The sequence below is a fragment of the Rhizobium sp. SJZ105 genome (assembly GCF_007828365.1).
GTDB classification, from domain to species: domain Bacteria; phylum Pseudomonadota; class Alphaproteobacteria; order Rhizobiales; family Rhizobiaceae; genus Agrobacterium; species Agrobacterium tumefaciens.
Genome location: NZ_VIUP01000011.1, coordinates 90,334 through 105,830, shown reverse-complemented (window position 1 = coordinate 105,830; position 15,497 = coordinate 90,334). Strand labels below are relative to the sequence as shown.

The 15,497-nt window shown below is 57.5% G+C and carries 16 protein-coding genes and 1 pseudogene; 9 read left to right on the top strand and 8 right to left on the bottom strand.

What is annotated here, in order from left to right; translation table 11 throughout:
- Positions 1–18: 18 nt before the first annotated feature.
- The 5 genes from FB593_RS23345 to FB593_RS23325 form a co-directional block, all read right to left on the bottom strand.
- Positions 19–579 (bottom strand): GNAT family N-acetyltransferase, encoded by a 561-nt coding sequence (locus FB593_RS23345; RefSeq protein WP_035200443.1) that lies wholly within the window; start codon positions 577–579, stop codon positions 19–21.
- A gap of 102 nt (positions 580–681) precedes the next feature.
- Positions 682–1,674 (bottom strand): hypothetical protein, encoded by a 993-nt coding sequence (locus FB593_RS23340; RefSeq protein ID WP_035200441.1) that lies wholly within the window; start codon positions 1,672–1,674, stop codon positions 682–684.
- A gap of 150 nt (positions 1,675–1,824) precedes the next feature.
- Positions 1,825–3,150, bottom strand: coding sequence for a putative bifunctional diguanylate cyclase/phosphodiesterase (locus FB593_RS23335; RefSeq protein ID WP_035200440.1), 1,326 nt, complete (start codon positions 3,148–3,150; stop codon positions 1,825–1,827).
- 286 nt (positions 3,151–3,436) lie between these two features.
- The gene (locus FB593_RS23330; RefSeq protein ID WP_025594881.1) at positions 3,437–4,462 is read right to left on the bottom strand and encodes an SAM-dependent methyltransferase; all 1,026 of its coding nucleotides are present in this window, start codon (positions 4,460–4,462) and stop codon (positions 3,437–3,439) included.
- The gene (locus tag FB593_RS23325) at positions 4,459–5,247 is read right to left on the bottom strand and encodes a DUF1295 domain-containing protein (RefSeq protein WP_035200679.1); all 789 of its coding nucleotides are present in this window, start codon (positions 5,245–5,247) and stop codon (positions 4,459–4,461) included. The genes FB593_RS23330 and FB593_RS23325 overlap by 4 nt, the downstream gene beginning before the upstream one ends.
- Positions 5,248–5,439: 192 nt before the next feature.
- Between FB593_RS23325 and FB593_RS23320 the strand changes: the two genes are divergently transcribed.
- The 7 genes from FB593_RS23320 (at position 5,440) to FB593_RS23290 (ending at position 11,089) form a co-directional block, all read left to right on the top strand.
- Entirely contained in the window at positions 5,440–6,813 is a 1,374-nt protein-coding gene (locus tag FB593_RS23320) for an NAD(P)/FAD-dependent oxidoreductase (RefSeq protein WP_035200438.1), read from the top strand.
- Positions 6,810–7,628 (top strand): DUF1365 domain-containing protein, encoded by an 819-nt coding sequence (locus tag FB593_RS23315; RefSeq protein ID WP_035200437.1) that lies wholly within the window; start codon positions 6,810–6,812, stop codon positions 7,626–7,628. The genes FB593_RS23320 and FB593_RS23315 overlap by 4 nt, the downstream gene beginning before the upstream one ends.
- The gene (locus tag FB593_RS23310) at positions 7,615–8,847 is read left to right on the top strand and encodes an SAM-dependent methyltransferase (protein ID WP_004431399.1); all 1,233 of its coding nucleotides are present in this window, start codon (positions 7,615–7,617) and stop codon (positions 8,845–8,847) included. Before FB593_RS23315 ends, FB593_RS23310 begins: the two co-directional genes overlap by 14 nt.
- A gap of 28 nt (positions 8,848–8,875) precedes the next feature.
- Positions 8,876–9,253 carry a DUF2147 domain-containing protein gene (locus FB593_RS23305; protein ID WP_004431397.1) on the top strand — a complete coding sequence of 126 codons (378 nt, stop codon included), beginning with the start codon at positions 8,876–8,878 and terminating at the stop codon, positions 9,251–9,253.
- A gap of 20 nt (positions 9,254–9,273) precedes the next feature.
- On the top strand, positions 9,274–9,705 hold the full coding sequence (locus tag FB593_RS23300; protein ID WP_025594888.1) for a DUF2177 family protein: 432 nt from the start codon (positions 9,274–9,276) through the stop codon (positions 9,703–9,705).
- Positions 9,706–9,836: 131 nt separating this feature from the next.
- Positions 9,837–10,379 (top strand): sigma-70 family RNA polymerase sigma factor, encoded by a 543-nt coding sequence (locus tag FB593_RS23295; protein ID WP_004431393.1) that lies wholly within the window; start codon positions 9,837–9,839, stop codon positions 10,377–10,379.
- Positions 10,376–11,089 (top strand): anti-sigma factor domain-containing protein, encoded by a 714-nt coding sequence (locus FB593_RS23290; protein ID WP_035200434.1) that lies wholly within the window; start codon positions 10,376–10,378, stop codon positions 11,087–11,089. The genes FB593_RS23295 and FB593_RS23290 overlap by 4 nt, the downstream gene beginning before the upstream one ends.
- A gap of 45 nt (positions 11,090–11,134) precedes the next feature.
- Here FB593_RS23290 and FB593_RS23285 read toward each other — a convergent pair whose 3' ends face one another.
- The 3 genes from FB593_RS23285 to FB593_RS23275 all read right to left on the bottom strand — a co-directional run bounded on the left by FB593_RS23285 (position 11,135) and on the right by FB593_RS23275 (position 12,849).
- Complete coding sequence (locus FB593_RS23285) at positions 11,135–11,851, bottom strand: DUF72 domain-containing protein (RefSeq protein ID WP_145167036.1); 717 nt, start codon at positions 11,849–11,851, stop codon at positions 11,135–11,137.
- Between the two features lie 65 nt (positions 11,852–11,916).
- Entirely contained in the window at positions 11,917–12,510 is a 594-nt protein-coding gene (locus tag FB593_RS23280; RefSeq protein ID WP_013761044.1) for a general stress protein, read from the bottom strand.
- A gap of 21 nt (positions 12,511–12,531) precedes the next feature.
- Positions 12,532–12,849, bottom strand: a complete 318-nt coding sequence (locus tag FB593_RS23275) for a PepSY domain-containing protein (RefSeq protein WP_013761045.1) — start codon at positions 12,847–12,849, stop codon at positions 12,532–12,534.
- Positions 12,850–13,138: 289 nt separating this feature from the next.
- Here FB593_RS23275 and FB593_RS23270 point away from each other — a divergent pair.
- Together FB593_RS23270 and catE are read left to right on the top strand one after the other, a co-directional pair.
- Positions 13,139–13,240 (top strand): annotated as a pseudogene (locus FB593_RS23270) (DUF892 family protein); the annotation flags it as partial.
- Positions 13,241–13,326: 86 nt separating this feature from the next.
- A complete protein-coding gene (catE, locus tag FB593_RS23265; RefSeq protein ID WP_035200433.1) occupies positions 13,327–15,471 on the top strand; it encodes a catalase C in 2,145 nt (714 codons plus the stop codon).
- Positions 15,472–15,497 lie beyond the last annotated feature (26 nt).

Genomic DNA, 15,497 nt, shown 5'->3' with positions numbered 1-15,497 from the left:
ATCATCACCTGCGCAAGATCACGGGCTAGACGCCCACTCCCTCTTCAGGGTGGCATAGATGAATTCATCCCCCCAGGTGCCGCCAAACCGGTCATTCTCGATCAAATGCGCTTCTTTGCGCAGGCCAAGGCGTTCAACAACGCCGATCGATCCGTGGTTCAGGGCATCCAGCCGCGCGAAAATCCGGTGATATCCGAGCGTCTCGAAGCCGAGGCTTATCATGGCCCGGACGGCTTCCGTCGCATATCCCTTACCTGAAAAATCAGGATTGAAGACATAACCGACTTCCGCTTGCAAAGCCGCCTTGCTCGCGATTTTAAGCAGGACTTCGCCGATCAACGTGTCGTCGTCGCTGCGCGTAACGGCAAGTCGCAACGTATCGCCGTCCTCTGCGAACGGAGCCTCGAGCAGCGCTGCGAATTGCGTTTTCACCGCATCATCCGAAGGCGGTGCGGCATAGAGGAAACGGTAGACGTCATCGCGCGTGTGGTAATCGGCGTATGATGCGAGATCAGCGGCCTGGAATTTACGAAGGATCAGCCGGTCGGTCTTTATCGGTAGGTAGTTCTCAGGGTTCATTTATGCGCACTTTCAATAATGCGCGATATCTGGGGTCGCGGGCACCTGATCGCAAGAGAGACCTCCATCGAGATCGTTCAGAGTATCTGGTCCACCAATGCGCTAGTCGGAAAGGGTGGCCAGAAGCTTTCCGCCTCTGTTCAGCACGCTTGATCGAAGCGACACCGGTTCAGAACCGGACGCGGAAGATGGTGTTATCAACCATGCACCGGGATAATCAGTCCGGATGTGCCGGGGATTGAGGCGAATTCCACTGCCGGCTGCGAAGTGGAGCGCGCCCGCTGTTGCTTCCTTCGACAAAACCGCGCTTCGGATTTCATAGAGTTTTCTTTCGCCATCAAGGGCGAGCGTGACATCCTCAAGAGCGAAATCATCAATGCGGATAGCCTGGCCCGTGGGCGTGTCGAGAACCCACCTGTCGGAATCGATGAAACCGTCAGTATAGACATTGCCGGTGGAGGCACGCAGAAACGTCCCCTTCGGCAAGCCAATGCCATCGACGATATTCCCGTCGGCAAGGACACATCGGCTGAAAGCGGATACATCCCCGTCAGCCTTCAGGTCGAACTCCACCGGTTGTGCCGCATCGCAGCGCCAGCCGCTCTGCAGGGTCACGCCGTTGCCCGTCACCCGCATCGTCTCTGGAACAAAGCCGACGGTCTCATAATTCCCGTTGGTTTTTATCGCGATATAGCGTGCGATCTCGACGGCATCGACATTCGCGACCCGCACGGGATGGGGGAAGACCGCGCGGTTGAAGGATTCCCTGGTGTCGGCCACGGCCAGTTCAAGTTTCGTGCCTTCGGGCATGTCGATCTGGCCAAGGCGCACCGGCTCCCCAAGCTCCGGGCGATAGCTAGACGCCATTTCCCTGTCATAGGCACGCATCTGGAGATAGAAATTACCGAACTGCCAAAGTGTAAAAATCGCAATGGCGGTCGCCAGGCCATAGGGCAGCATCATCGGGCGCGCCCAGCGGCCTCCTGCGTATCGTGCAATCAAAACCATTGTCCAGATACCCCATACAAGTGTCGTGGCAAGAAGGAAGGCAAGCAAAAGCAGCGTTTCGACGGAGGGTAGTGCAACTGGGATCATGCGAACCAACGAAATGATGTGGATCGATTGCGATCCTGACAGGCAAGATAGCTCTATCCGACGAATGGTGCATTGTTCAACGGCCTGATCTGCCGGCAGGCACGCCATTGAATTCGATCCTGATGCCTCAGCCTATCGCAAAACGTCCGGTCAGGACGATGGGCGGGCGGCATATTGCTCGAATTCGACGAGGCTCGTCGGCCTCGCAAAAAGATAGCCCTGAAACAATCGGCAGCCGTAGGACAGCATCATCCGCAGTTCCGCCTCGGTCTCCACGCCTTCGGCCAGAACTTCCAGTGAAAGGTCGTGCCCCATCTGGACGATGTTTCGCGTGATTGTCGCCATACGCCCGCTTTCGGTCACCCCCGTCACGAAGCTGCGATCAATCTTGATCTGTTTGAGCGGCAATTGCCGCAGGTAGCTCAGTGAGGAGTAGCCAGTGCCGAAATCGTCGAGTGAAATCGTGAAGCCGGAACGATCAAGGAGCTTCATTTTCGCGATCGCTGCTTCTATGTCGAATAGGAAAACGCTCTCGGTCAGCTCCAGCTTGAGAAGCTGTGGCTTGATGCCCTGAGACGAGGCGGCATCAAGAAGCTGCCCGGAAAATCCCGCGTCGACGAAATGATCGGCAGTGATGTTGATCGACAAGGTGAGATTCTGGGTTGCCGGGTTCTCCTGCCATCTCGCAAGTGTCTTGCAGGCTTCGGCAATGACCCAAGCGCCGATTGTCGGCATGAAACCGGTTTGCTGCGCAAGCGCGATGAAATCGGCTGGCGGGATGTATCCCCTTTTCGGGTGGTTCCACCGCAACAGCGCCTCTGCGCCAAGCAGCGTGCCGTCTGCGCGGACCTGCGCCTGGTAGAAAAGTTCAAACTGGCCATTCGAAAGCGCGGAGCGCAGTTCCAGGGCTTTTTTCGTATGACTGCGAAACTGCGCCTGCATGGCGGCGACACCGCCACACAGCATCAACGCTGCGAAAACGCTGTTGAACCAGGCGCTGATGCTGCGCACATCCTGCGGCATGGGAGTGCTGAACGAAAAACGCGCGGCGGACGCGCAGAAATAAACAAAGGCCGCGAGACTTGCCGCGATGACCAGAAACTGGGTGGCGGAACGCTGGCGTTGAAAATTCATGTAGCCGACGAAGATGATGACGAGCAGGTAGAGATGCGTCGTCCTCGGTACGATATCGTCGGAGACATCGATAGCGACGGAATACCAGCAGACGAACAGGATGCAGGCGCTCTGAGCCAGGATGAGTCCGAGGGAAAAGTGGCCCATCAGGCAAGTCAGCCAGCACGGCACGATCGCAACCCCCAGAATGAGGAGGCTGAGCGCAATGCCCCATCTTTCCGTGAGAATGAAAAACACGAACCAGCCAGTCGCCAGCGCCACGCCCATCCAGGCTGCAACTCGACACAGGAGAAGAAGATGCTGCGAATATTCCTCTCGGTCTTTTGTTTTCTGAAAAGGCATGCTGACCCTTGGCTTGGACTACGGGGCGAGCCCGCTCCTTGATGCAAAAGCCTAACGGAAGCTAGACGAGGTCGCCGAACTTCGCAGATTTCAAAAAACGGGGTTAAGCAAACAGGAATGAAATACACAAATTTTGCACGATCAAATCATGCACAATCACTCGCATATCCATTTTTCCCGCTTCGCCGGCCTCAGCGGCCTGCGCCAACCGAGGAGACACCTTCGCCGCATCTCACCCAAGGGCGCAGCGGCGCCAGATTGGTTCACATGCGCGTGTTTGCGCGATCTAGACGCGCGCCATGAGGTAGTGTCCAACGCCCCAGACCTTACCGTCTTCGTGCCCGAAAAGACCTGCCGTCGCGAGGAAGAACAGTCTCCAACGCCGTTCCCACAAGCGCGCATCGTTGCCATAGACCCTCTGCAGGATCGGTCGGATACGGTCGATCTCCCGGTCGAAATTTCCAAGCCAGTCGAGGGCCGTCCGGCGATAATGTGATCCCGACCAGCGCCACTCCTGTTCCACGGTGAAAAGCGCCGGGAAACGGTGAGGAAGATCGAAGGCAGGCATAATGCCGCCGGTGAAGAAATGCTGCGCGATCCAGTCCGCCCGGTTGCCATGGTCGAAACGATAGGATCGATCCCGGTGATTGAAGACATGAAGGAAGAACTTGCCCTCGGGCGTCAGCCACGAGCGGACGCGCTCGAACAATGCCTGCCAGTTCGACATGTGCTCGAACATTTCTACCGATACGACACGGTCGAAACGCTCATCAGTTGTGAAATCATTCATATCGGCCGTCACCACCGAGAGGTTCGACAGGCCACGCTCATTTGCACGTTCGATTATATATTCGCGCTGCGAAGCCGAGTTCGAAACGGACGTGATCCGCGCATTGGGAAACCGGCCGGCCATATAAAGGGAGAGCGAACCCCAGCCGCAGCCGAGTTCGAGAATATTCATCCCGTCCTGCAATCGGGCATGGGAAACAGTCTCCTCCAGCGCCAATGTTTCAGCCTCATCCAGCGTTGTCTGAGCATTGGGATAAAAGCAGCAGGAATATTTTCTTTGCGCGCCAAGGACGATTGCAAAGAATTCAGCCGGCACCTCGTAGTGCTGCCTGTTCGCCTCGTCGGTGTGCGTGGCGACGGGAAATTTCGCCATATCAGACACAAAAGCGTTTTCTTCCGCCGCCGGAACGCCGGCAAGTCGCCGTTTGGTGCGCGCGCAGAGCATGTCGATGCCGGCAAGCGTCATATTGTCACTCAGCGGTGCGCGTTCGGCAGCATTGATGGCGAATGCGAGCATGTTCATGGCGTGTCCTCATTCTTGCGTGGCCCCGGAAAGAAGGCGTTGACGCGGTTTTGCAGGGCGCGGAATTTCTCTCCGCGTGATTTCAGCATGTGCTCTTCGAGCGGGGGAATGCCGGAGACGTGGACGAGCAGCCAGTACATCATGGCTGGCGCAGCAAGCGACAGCCATGACCACGGCTGCGCATGGATGGCCAACAACGGAAAGCCGCACCAGAAAAGCCACTCGAAAAAGTAGTTGGGATGACGCGAATAACGCCACAGACCAGTCTCGCAGACGCCGGTTTTGGCCTCCGGGGTTTTTCTGAACTGTGAAAGCTGTGCATCGGAGGTCGCTTCTCCGACAAGCGCACCAGCCGCGACGATCAACGCTATCACATCGATAATGCTTGGAAATGGCAAAGGATTGCTGGCGGCAAGATAGACGGCGAGAACCAGCACAAAGGCGGCAACGGCCTGGATCTGGAGAAAAGCGAAAAGCCGCCACGAGGCATTGCTGCCCCATTCTTCTATAAGCTTCGCGTAACGTGGATCTTCGCCACCTCCCCTCGTCCGCATGCCGATGTGTCCCGCGAGCCGCAGCGACCACACCAGTACAAGAAAGAGAACCGCTCCCCGGCGCCAGCTATCTCCATCGGAAAACGAGACGGCAACCACGCCGCCGAGCCCGACACTCGCAGACCAGACGGTGTCAATCCAGCCACTCGATCCTGTGTAACGCTGCAACGCCCAGGCTGCCGCCATCAGAAGCGACATCAGCACGGCAAGGGCCACCACAACAGACATCATCACCATTCCGCTCACTGTATTCGAAGGACTTCAGACCAAGTTTCCAGTGGCAACTACGGGCGAGACGGCAAAAGAGTTTCAAGCGCCTGACAAAATTCTGAAAAATTTGCGCGCCGCTGAAACTTATCGATCCGCTCCTTCGTATCTGTCGCAGGCCGTAAAACTGAATTGTGAATGCAATAGCGAGGAACCATGTTCGATACCGAAGCCAAAAGAAAAGACAGCCGGCGAAACATCGCCGTGATCGGAACAGGCATTTCCGGTCTGTCTGCGGCCTGGCTTTTGTCGAAACGGCATGATGTCACGGTTTTCGAGGCTGCGGACCGCGTCGGCGGCCACAGCAACACTGCGACGTTCAAAACTGAACAGGGGGCGGTGTCTGTCGATACGGGGTTCATCGTCTATAATGAGGTGACGTATCCCAATCTGACGGCACTTTTCAAAACGCTGGGAGTGACGACCGCAGCCTCCGACATGTCCTTTGCGGTTTCGCTGGATGATGGCGGTTTCGAATATTCCGGCGGCTCTGGCTTTGGCCTTTTGGCGCAGAAGAGAAATGCCGTGAGGCCGCGCTTCTGGGCAATGCTTGCCGACCTCTTGCGCTTTTATCGCAATGCCCCGCGCGATCTGCCGATGATGGGCGATATGTCGCTCGATGAGTATCTTTCTCAAAACAACTATGGCGACGCCTTTCGCAACGATCATCTTTACCCGATGGCAGCAGCCATATGGTCTACCCCGGCCATGGAAGTAGGCCGTTACCCGGCAGCACATTTCGTGAAGTTCTGCAGCAATCACGGCCTGCTGTTGCTGCGCAACCGGCCCGTCTGGCGCACCGTTGTCGGCGGCAGCCAGGAATATGTGAAACGACTCACTGCGCCATTCGCCGATCGCATTCGGCTCTCGACACCCGTGACACGCATCCACCGCCTGGCGGACGGGGTCGAGATCGCCAACACTAACGGCGAATTCGAACGGTTCGACGATGTGGTGATTGCCACACACGCAGATCAGGCGCTGGAGATGCTGACGGACGCGACGCAAGCCGAACGGCGCATTCTCGGCGCGTTTGGCTATACGAAAAACAGGGCGGTACTGCACACGGACAGCAGTTTCATGCCCCGCAGGCGCACCGCCTGGTCAAGCTGGAACTATGTGGCCGATACACGCATTGAAACGGGGCAGCCGAGCATCACCTACTGGATGAACAAGCTTCAGCCTCTGGGTGCAATCCCTGACACCTTCGTAACGCTGAACCCGACGCGCGAACCGGAAAAGGGAAAAATCATCACCGAGGAAACCTACCACCATCCTGTTTTTGATGCCGGCACCGAGCAGATGAGGCAGGAACTTTGGGCCTTGCAGGGTTTGAGAAACACCTGGTTCTGCGGCGCCTATTTTGGGTCGGGTTTTCATGAAGACGGCATTCAGGCAGGGCTTGCCGTCGCCGAGGATCTGGGCGGCCTGTCGAGGCCCTGGAAGGTTGCCGATGATAGCGGCCGGATCGTCCGTCTGAATTTGGCTTCGCGGAAAAGAACGATCAAACTCGTTGAGGCGATCCCATGACGTCTCATTTTTCCTCCGCCCTTTTTCCGGGACATGTCATGCATGCGCGCTTCAAGCCGAAAGCGCACCGGCTCGCCTATCGCATTTACTCGCTGCTTCTCGACCTTGATGAACTTGATGCGCTTGACCGTAAGCTGCGGCTGTTCTCCGTCGATCGTTTCAACCTGTTTTCCTTTCACCGCCGGGACCGCGGCGACGGGAGCAAGATGGAATTGCGCAACCAGATCGAGAACGCCATGACGGCCGCAGGCATGACCGTCGATGGTGGTCCGATCCGTCTGCTCACCATGCCGCGCATCCTTGGCTGGGCCTTCAATCCACTCAGCGTGTTTTTCTGCCACGGCCGGAACGGGTCTCTCAAAGCCATTCTCTGGGAAGTCGACAACACGTTCGGCGAGCGGCACTCCTACCTTATCCCGGTGGAGACAGAAGGTGCGGCCGAGATCGTCCAGCGCTGCGACAAGGCCTTCTATGTCTCGCCCTTCATGGACATGGATCTCCGTTATGTATTCCGTGTCATTCCACCCGGCGACAAGCTGAAGATCGTTATCGATACATTTGACGACGAGGGGCCAGTCCTGACTGCAAGGCATCTGGCGCGGCGTGTCGAGCTGACCGATGCCGCGCTGCTGAAGGCTTTTGTCACCATTCCCTTTCTTACCCTCAAGGTTGTTGCAGGTATCCATTGGGAAGCACTTAAAATATGGCTCAAGGGTGTGCGGTTGAGAAAACGACCGCGTCCACCGTCTGCCCCTGTCTCCTTCATTCACCCATCACCATCGCAAATCGAGGCCAAACTTCATGACCCCGTTTGACAATCTCAACGAACTATCGCTGGAAAACACGCAGATGCGGCAACGCACCGGTCCCGAAGGCTGGCTCATGGCCAAGCTCTTGAATAACGTCTCCAAAGGCAGACTGCGCGTCATGCTGCCAGGTGGCGGCGTGATTGAGAAATCCGGGGAACATGAGGGCACCGAGGCGACGCTTGTTCTCCATCGCTGGCGCGCGCTACGGCGGCTTATCCTCAATGGCGACATCGGTTTTGCCGAGGGTTACATCGAAGACGACTGGTCCACACCGGATCTGACGGCCCTGATCCGTTTTGCGGCACAGAACAACGACGCTTTCGGGGGATCGACGCGCGGTAGCTTGCCCATGCGCCTCATCAATCGTCTTGGCCACCGGCTGAACGCCAATACAAAGCGCGGCAGCCGCCGCAACATCGAGGCCCATTACGATCTCGGCAACGAATTCTACCGGCAATGGCTCGATTCCTCGATGCTCTATTCGTCGGCGATTTTCGACGATACGACGCCGACGCTTGAAGCGGCCCAACTCAAAAAACTCAACCGCATCGTCGACAAGCTGCAATTGAGCGGCGGTGAGAGCGTATTGGAGATTGGCTGCGGCTGGGGCGCGCTTGCAATCCACCTCGCGACCCAGGCGGATGCCAACGTTACCGGCCTCACCCTTTCGCCCTCACAGTTGAATTGGGCAAAGGCGGCAGCGGAGAAAACCGACAAGGCTGAGCATATCGATCTCAGGCTCGAGGACTACCGCGATGTCGAAGGCAAGTTCGACCGCATCGTTTCCGTCGAGATGTTCGAAGCGGTCGGTGAGGCCTATTGGCCGAGCTATTTCGAAACACTGAAACGCTGCCTGAAACCCGGCGGGCGCGCGGTGCTGCAAATCATCTCCATTGAACCTGCCCGGTTCGATAATTACCGGCGAAACGCGGACTTCATCCAGAAATACATCTTTCCGGGCGGCTTTCTGCCATCTGACGAAGCCCTTGAAAGAGCAATCGGCAGGGCGGGTCTGAGCCTCACCGATACCGAGCTTTTCGGCCAATCCTATGCCCGCACGCTGGCGGAATGGCGGCAGCGTTTCCATGCGCGCTGGCAGACAATCTCGCTGCTGGGTTTCGATGACCGCTTCAGACGGCTCTGGGATTATTACCTCTGCTACTGCGAAGCCGGCTTTACCGAGGGAACCATCAATGTTGGCTTCTACACGATCGAGCACAAATAAGGCGGGGCAACAACTGCGGAGAAAGACGATGAAAATCAATCCCTTGATAATCGCATCCGTCCTGGGTCCGATGCTTGCGGCCTCTGCTGCCGGAGCAGCCGACATCGACGGAAACTGGGCGCGCGGCGACGGCAACGCGAAAGTGCTGATCGCGCCATGCGGCGACAATATATGCGCCACCAATACCTGGATCAAACCGGGCACGCCCGAGGAAAAGACCGGTGACCGGCTGATCATGACCATAAAGCCAGATGAAACAGGCGTCTATTCGGGCACTGCCTTCGATCCGCAACGCGACAAATCCTACAAGATAACCGTGACGGTTGATGGCAACAGCATGACCACCAAGGGCTGCATCGTCGCTGGTCTCCTGTGCAAGGGCATTACCTGGGCCCGCATCAACTAGACTCTGGAAAGGACATACCGATGAAGACCTATATCTCAGCCTACTTCTTCACCCTCATCGCCTTTCTGGTGATCGACTTCATCTGGCTAAGCACCATGGCGTCGCGGCTTTATCGCCCGGCGATCGGCGATCTTCTGGCTGAGAACTTCCGGCTGGCCCCGGCGATAATCTTTTATCTCATCTACGCGGCAGGACTGACCTTTCTTGCGGTTCGTCCGGCCCTCATATCAGGCCAGTGGACGACCGCGTTGGTTTATGGTGCAGCCGTCGGCTTCATGGCCTATGCCACATATGATCTTACCAATCAGGCAACGTTGAAAAGCTGGTCCACGACATTGACCATCGCAGATCTTCTGTGGGGCACCTTCGTCTCCGCAGCCGCTGCCATCATCGGTTACCTCGTCACCGTACGGCTGGTCGGTCCACTGCAAAATCCGGCAGGTGTGTTATGACAGCGACCATCCCTGCCGGCTGCTTCCACCCGGCCAATTTTTGGCCGGGAAGACGTGAACTTCATTTCGCGCATGCCTTGCCTTCCCACAAAGGACAACCCTATATAGGAGGCGCAAGAAGGGATGTTCGAATGCAGGGTACAGAGATAGCAACGCTCATAAACCGCGTCGGCATGGGCGATCGCTCGGCATTCGTTTCCCTCTATCAAGCCACCAGCCCGAAGCTTTATGCGATCTGCCTGAAAATCCTGCGTGACAGGACCGAAGCCGAAGAAGCGCTTCAGGAAGTCTATATCAAGATCTGGCAACGAGCCCTCACATTTGCAGCAAGCGCCGGCACACCGTCGACGTGGCTCGCCGCAATCGCCCGCAACCATGCGATCGATACGATCAGGGCGCGCAAACCCGTGGGCGACGACATTGACGAAGCCTATGACCTTGCCGATGACAGCATCCGCAATCCGGAGCAGCAGGTCGTTCTGGCCGATGAGGGTCGCAGGATCGACAATTGCATGCAGGAACTTGAAACGGTTCATGCGCAGGCGGTGCGTCGTGCCTATATCGAAGGGCTGAGCTATATCGAACTCGCCAAAGAATTGCGGGTGCCACTCAACACGGTCAGAACCTGGCTGCGGCGAAGCCTTCTCAAACTCAGAGAGTGCATGCAGCGATGACAACGAGCGAAAACAGCGAGGGCATGCATTCGCGCGACGAAATCCTCGCTGGCGAATATGTGCTCGGCGTGCTGCCGTTTGAAAAGCGTCGTGCGGTCGAGCGGCGCATGCAGGACGACAGGGTCTTCGCGCAGCTGGTCCACCGTTGGGAAAGCGAATTTTCAGACTTCAACGTGGATTATGAAGAACAGGCGCCGAGTGCGGCCATTCTCGCCCGCATTGAAGAACGCCTGTTCGGCAGCAAGACCAGCAACGCCAATGGCAGCCTGTGGAGTTCCGCATCCTTCTGGCGATGGATATCTGTCGCCACGAGCGCGGCTGCCGTGGCAGCGATCGTTTACGCCGCATTTCCCGAAAAATGGCAGGGCACAGCTCCGCTGGTAGCCGAACTTTCGACAACGGACAGCCAGGTCAACCTGCTTGCATCCTATGATGCAGAGACCGGCAGGATGCACATTATACCGGTTGCGACCGGCAAGGCCGATGAGAAATCACTGGAATTGTGGCTTGTGATGGATGGCGGCAAGACCCGCTCGCTCGGTGTCTTCCAGCCCGGAACGAATGGCGATCTCATTATCCCGGCGGATATGCGTAACAACATTTCGGAAGGCACGACCTTCGCGATCAGCGTGGAACCCTTCGGTGGATCACCAACTGGTCAGGCAACCGGCCCTGTTATCGCAATCGGTACCGCACGAAGGCAGCTTTAAGGCGTCACGCCTTCATGCGCTTTTGCCAACTGCTGAAACATGATTTCAGTCTGCGCACCGTTTAGTGGTTGCGCAATCATCGAGCATTGCCAGCGCGTTCTTTATTGCGGCACCGGAGGCGCTATTGTCGAAAACGCACCAGGATTCGGCGGAAAGGCGTTTTCTAAACGAGAGGATTTCGCCGGCGCTGTAGTCGGAATAATAAATCCGGGGAGCGCCGTGCAGCCGGACATATTTGGGCGGCTCGGAGAAATCACTGGCCGGCCAGACCGGTGCAGGATCGGCCAGCACACGATCAATGGCATAGCGTTGCAGAACCTCTTGCGCTGAATGCGTAGCCCAACTTGTGTGACGCGGTTCGAGTACGAGCATGCCGGGAAAGGTCTGACGCATAGTATCAAACGCAGCCTCCGCGTCGGAGACATCAAATGCGAGATTGGGTGGCAACTGGCACAACAAGGGTCCAAGCTTGCCATCCAGCGCCGCAAGTTCCCCAACAAATGCCTTGAAGACTTGTCCGATTCCCCGCAACCGGCGCTCATGCGTGATCTCGCGCGGCAGCTTCACGGCGAAGCGGAAGTCATCGGGCACCGAATTTGCCCAACGCTCGAACGTCGTTGGCCGGTGGTGGCGATAAAAGGTGGAGTTGATCTCGACGCCGTTGAATACGGTAGCATATCGGCTAAGCCCACTTCCCGTTTCGGGAAAACGGTGCGCCACAGTCTTGGGGATCGACCATCCAGCTGTTGCAATGACCGGCACTTTCACCTGCCCCGAGGTTATCAAAGAGAAGGCCGGCATATGCCGACCTTCCCTATTTCTAACGCTTAGCGTCTGTAACGCAGACGTTCCTGTTCGATTTCAGTGGGCTCATAAGGATCGAGCGTGTCGTCAAACCGTGACCAACCGTCTTCTGCATAGGCCGCGCGCCGCTTGTCCGGATCAACCCAGTTGGATTGGCGCAGGACTTCTTCGGCGTCCGTGTAAAGGCTGTCCTCGACCTTCGCGGTCACGAGCGTGCCACCCCGGCGAACGCCTTCTGCGTAAACATGGGCATGGTCTTCGGAAACGCCGGCGTCCGTCAGCGCGCCGATAAGGCCGCCGGCGGCACCGCCTGCAACGGCACCGGCCACAGCGCCTGCCGCCGTCGCGGCAAGCCAGCCTGCCGCAACCACCGGTCCGACGCCGGGAATTGCCATGATGCCAAGGCCTGTCAACAGGCCACCGACACCACCGACGGCAGCGCCGATGCCGGCACCCGTGCCTGCGCCTTCGGCAGCTTTTGTATCATTGCCATGGCGTTCGTCTGCATTGTTGGAAACAATGCTGATATCTTTAGACGGCACGCCACGCTGTTCCAGCGCAGTAACGGCGGCGCTGGCATCGGAGTAGTCGTCGAAAAGTCCGGTAACGGTCTTCATAGGATTCTCCCAAAGATTGAATTAGTTAGCGACAATATTGCCCTGATAGTCGAGCGCCACGTTTACGGACTTGCCGTCCTTCGAGGCCTTGGCCTGCCACACGCCCTTGTCGTCGAGCGTAAGACCGGTCACTTCGGCATATCCGGCGTCCATAAGACGTTTGTTCGCCTGTTCCTCGGTAAAGCTGTTTGCGCCTTCCACAGGCGCAGTCGCATTCTTGGTGTCTGGCGTGGCGACGGCAGGCTTGCTGCCATCGGTGGCTGGAGCGGTGGACGTCTGAGCGAAGGCGCCAAGGGTCGACGCGCCGAGAAGCGCGGCGGCTAAAAGAAGCTTTTTCATGATTTTTCCTCGTTGTAGCCTTCAGTGCAGGCTCGACAGGGAAACAACATGTCGGGCCTCATGGTTCCGCCAATCTGAAAATAGAATTTGCAGGCCTTGCCGTTCCACCATCGTCGAAACGCCACCGAACTATCTCTGCCGGATGAGGAACGTCCGCCTATTCAACCGGTTACTGGCATCGCTGTGATGCCACCGCGAACCGGAATGTGAATTCTTTTCCGGGAGCAGGAACATCGTCTCCACTCAGGGGTTGTCCAAGTACATCATTCAAAGTTGATCGGATTCCCACATGCCTGCGGAAACTACATTGCATGACCTGTTCCTCGATACGCTCAAGGACATCTGTCTCGCCGAACAACAAGTGCTGAAGGCTCTGCCGAAGACCGTGCGGGGACCCTTCCAAGCTAAGGCCGCCTTTTAGGGCGGCTTTTTCATTTCCGGGTCGGATAGGCCCCTTCCAATTTCAGGAGCCACACCATGGCCAAGACCACCTCCACATCAACAAGCGACAAGACCGAAACCGTAACGATCCATGACCAGAAGCTGGAGCGCGGTGCTGGCGGCGAGCTGCATCAGACAGCCGAAAACGACGCGCCGGTGCTGACGACCGCTCAAGGGGGGCCGGTCGCGGACGACCAGAATTCTCTAAGGGTCGGGCCGCGCGGGCCGCTCGTCGTTGATGATTTCCATTTCCGCGAAAAGATCTTCCATTTCGACCATGAGCGCATTCCCGAGCGCGTCGTGCATGCGCGCGGTTACGGCGCGCATGGCTTCTTCGAAACTTACGAGTCCTTCTCCGCATACACAAAGGCGGATTTCCTGCAGCGCGCCGGGGAAAAGACACCAGCCTTCGTCCGTTTCTCGACGGTTGCGGGCAACAAGGGCTCGGCTGACCTTGCGCGCGACGTGCGCGGTTTTGCAGTGAAGCTCTATACACAGGAAGGCAACTGGGATCTCGTCGGCAATAATATTCCTGTCTTCTTCATTCAGGACGCCATCAAGTTTCCCGACCTGATCCACGCCGCCAAGCAGGAACCTGACCGGGCTTTTCCGCAGGCGCAGACGGCCCATGACAATTTCTGGGACTTCATCAGCCTGACGCCGGAAAGCATGCACATGGTCATGTGGGCCATGTCGGATCGTACGATACCGCGGTCTTTCCGCTTCATGGAGGGTTTCGGCGTTCATACCTTCCGTTTGGTCAATGCCAAGGATGAATCGACCTTCGTCAAGTTCCACTGGAAGCCGAAGCTCGGGCTTCAATCGGTCGCCTGGAACGAGGCGGTCAAGATCAATGGCGCCGATCCCGATTTCCATCGTCGCGATCTGTGGCAGGCGATCCAGTCCGGCAACTTCCCGGAATGGGAATTGCAGGTGCAGCTCTTCGATCAGGAGTTTGCCGACAGCTTCGATTTCGACGTGCTCGATCCGACAAAGATCATCCCCGAGGAAATCCTGAAGCCGCAGCCGGTCGGACGACTGGTGCTCGACCGCATGCCCGACAACTTCTTTGCCGAAACCGAGCAAGTTGCGTTCATGACGCAGAACGTGCCGCCGGGTATCGACTTCAGCAATGATCCGCTGTTGCAGGGTCGCAACTTTTCCTATCTCGACACCCAGCTGAAACGCCTTGGCGGGCCAAACTTCACCCATCTGCCGATCAATGCACCGAAATGTCCCTTCGCGCATTTCCAGCAGGATGGCCACATGGCGATGCGCAATCCTGTTGGCAGGGTGAATTACCAGCCGAACTCGTTCGGTGAAGGCCCGAGAGAGTCGCCGAGCCGCGGCTATCGCCATTTTCCGGCAGAAGAACAGGGGATCAAGGCGCGGCTGCGCCCCGAGAGCTTTGCCGACCACTACAGCCAGGCACGGCAATTCTACATCAGCCAGACCCCGCCCGAACAGCGTCATATCGCGGCAGCCCTGACATTCGAACTGAGCAAGGTGGAAACAGCCGTGATCCGCGAACGCATGGTGTCGCATCTCATGAACATCGACGAGACGCTGGCAAACACCGTCGCGCAGAAGCTAGGTTTCAAGTCCATGCCGAAGCCGGCGGATGCGGCCATGCCGACACGTCAGGATCTGGAACCCTCGCCGGCGCTCAGCATCGTCGAGCGTGGTCCAAAACGCTTCGAAGGCCGCAAGCTTGGTATACTCGTCACCGATGGTGTCGACGCCAAATTGCTGAACGGCCTGATGTCGGCGATCACCAAGGAAAAAGCCGTCTGCGAATTGATAGCCCCGAAGGTCGGTGGCGTCACCGCCTCAGACGGGAGCTGGTTTGCGGCCCATCACATGATCGACGGCGGGCCATCGGTTCTCTTCGATGCAGTTGCACTGTTGACTTCTGCCGAGGGGATAGACGATCTGGTCAACGAGGCGACGGCGCGTGACTTCGTGGCCGACGCTTTCCAGCACTGCAAGTTCATAGGTTACGACCAGTCGGCTCTGCCATTGCTGGAAAAGGCCGGTATCGCAGGCGATCTTGACGAGGGCACGATTATCCTCCCAGGTGAGGAAGGCCTCGCTGGCTTCGTGTCGAACCTTGGCAAGCTGCGTGTCTGGGGACGGGAACCTTCCGTAAAACTCGGCAAGGCTTCACCGCCAGTAAAGTGAAATCACAGGCGGGCGCGGCTACAATG

Bases quoted from the DNA above. Each gene is read 5' to 3' on its own strand.
- FB593_RS23325 (WP_035200679.1), bottom strand. From the start codon at position 5,247: ATGATGTCTGTTGTGGTGGCCCTTGCCGTGCTGATGTCGCTTCTGATG.
- FB593_RS23280 (WP_013761044.1), bottom strand. From the start codon at position 12,510: ATGAAGACCGTTACCGGACTTTTCGACGACTACTCCGATGCCAGCGCC.
- FB593_RS23275 (WP_013761045.1), bottom strand. From the start codon at position 12,849: ATGAAAAAGCTTCTTTTAGCCGCCGCGCTTCTCGGCGCGTCGACCCTT.
- FB593_RS23290 (WP_035200434.1), top strand. From the start codon at position 10,376: ATGACAACGAGCGAAAACAGCGAGGGCATGCATTCGCGCGACGAAATC.
- catE (WP_035200433.1), top strand. From the start codon at position 13,327: ATGGCCAAGACCACCTCCACATCAACAAGCGACAAGACCGAAACCGTA.
- FB593_RS23345 (WP_035200443.1), bottom strand. From the start codon at position 579: ATGAACCCTGAGAACTACCTACCGATAAAGACCGACCGGCTGATCCTT.
- FB593_RS23310 (WP_004431399.1), top strand. From the start codon at position 7,615: ATGACCCCGTTTGACAATCTCAACGAACTATCGCTGGAAAACACGCAG.
- FB593_RS23340 (WP_035200441.1), bottom strand. From the start codon at position 1,674: ATGATCCCAGTTGCACTACCCTCCGTCGAAACGCTGCTTTTGCTTGCC.
- FB593_RS23295 (WP_004431393.1), top strand. From the start codon at position 9,837: ATGCAGGGTACAGAGATAGCAACGCTCATAAACCGCGTCGGCATGGGC.
- FB593_RS23320 (WP_035200438.1), top strand. From the start codon at position 5,440: ATGTTCGATACCGAAGCCAAAAGAAAAGACAGCCGGCGAAACATCGCC.
- FB593_RS23330 (WP_025594881.1), bottom strand. From the start codon at position 4,462: ATGAACATGCTCGCATTCGCCATCAATGCTGCCGAACGCGCACCGCTG.
- FB593_RS23305 (WP_004431397.1), top strand. From the start codon at position 8,876: ATGAAAATCAATCCCTTGATAATCGCATCCGTCCTGGGTCCGATGCTT.
- FB593_RS23335 (WP_035200440.1), bottom strand. From the start codon at position 3,150: ATGCCTTTTCAGAAAACAAAAGACCGAGAGGAATATTCGCAGCATCTT.
- FB593_RS23315 (WP_035200437.1), top strand. From the start codon at position 6,810: ATGACGTCTCATTTTTCCTCCGCCCTTTTTCCGGGACATGTCATGCAT.
- FB593_RS23300 (WP_025594888.1), top strand. From the start codon at position 9,274: ATGAAGACCTATATCTCAGCCTACTTCTTCACCCTCATCGCCTTTCTG.